Genomic DNA, 1117 nt, shown 5'->3' with positions numbered 1-1117 from the left:
CTGGTTATTCACCATATCGTCAACATACTCATATATCCTCTTTCCAAGCAGAATCTGGTTTTCACTGAACATCCACTCCTCCTCATTCCCAACGGCTTTCAAAAAGGCATAGTATATGGATTTCTGAATATCATTATGCATGTTTTTTCTGCCGAATTTTATTGAGTCGGATTTTCCATAATTAAAATAATATGTAATCAAATCTATTAAATACTTTGAATTCTCTGACCATGGATCCATAATTTTTGATTCCATGGATTTCTTGCTCTTCAAGAGCTTTGCATTTTCTATAACCTCCACTGGGTTTCCCTTCAGGGACTTAATTTCAGAGTCTGTAAGATCATACATTAATTTTACTATTTCGTTTTTATATTTCGGGAAAAGATATTCAAGTACCTTACGTTGGCTTGGTGATTCAAGCACGAATCCCTTTGAGGCTATTTTTTCCCGGATGAATGGTTTTAATTCATCATCAAATTCAAGTTTGTCCAGAAACTGGTCAATATCATATTTCTGGTAATCTATAATGTAATAATTGTTTTTCAGGGCATAATTGATCTTGTCCTTTCTTAAATGAGCCATTAACTGTTTCGTACTGATCCTCTTCTGTATGAATTCATTTATGATCTCTGGATTATCGGGTATAAAATCCATGAAGTCTGACTGTATTTTAAATGGAATATCAGGTAATAGCATATGTTTCAGCATTATGAAGACTATGTTATGGTCAAAATCTTCATAGACATCCAGCACAGCATTATAAACGGATACAGTTATCTTATTTCCCGAGGTTCCCAGTACTATTTTTCCTTCCTGTGTTTCAAAGGGTATATTCTCTTCCCTCAGAAGGTCTGATATAAAATCACTATCAATTTTTTCCCTACATGTTGCTGTAAAATAATTCTTAGTGGAATATACCCTTAATTTTTTTAATTTAACTGTATTAGTAAATGCCAGAAGCCTGTAAATATCATTATCATAGTTTTGTATCCCTGATATTATAAGTTCATCAGCGTTTCCTCTTTTACAGTAATTAACTGAACCGTAATTTGTCTTTATAACTCCCATGAGAGGGGCTTTTTCATTTTCCAGTATCCTGTATGTTCAGAAATCCGCA

Annotated in this window: 1 protein-coding gene; it reads right to left on the bottom strand. The window is 33.4% G+C overall.

From position 1 onward, the window contains the following. The coding region (locus tag AMDU4_RS10555; RefSeq protein ID WP_290705064.1) for a hypothetical protein at nt 1-1068 on the bottom strand (1068 nt) is incomplete at its 3' end. Nucleotides 1069-1117 lie beyond the last annotated feature (49 nt).

This window comes from Ferroplasma sp. Type II (genome assembly GCF_000496155.1).
Note: the sequence above shows the minus strand (reverse complement) of the source record. Positions and strands in the feature narration are given on the sequence as shown.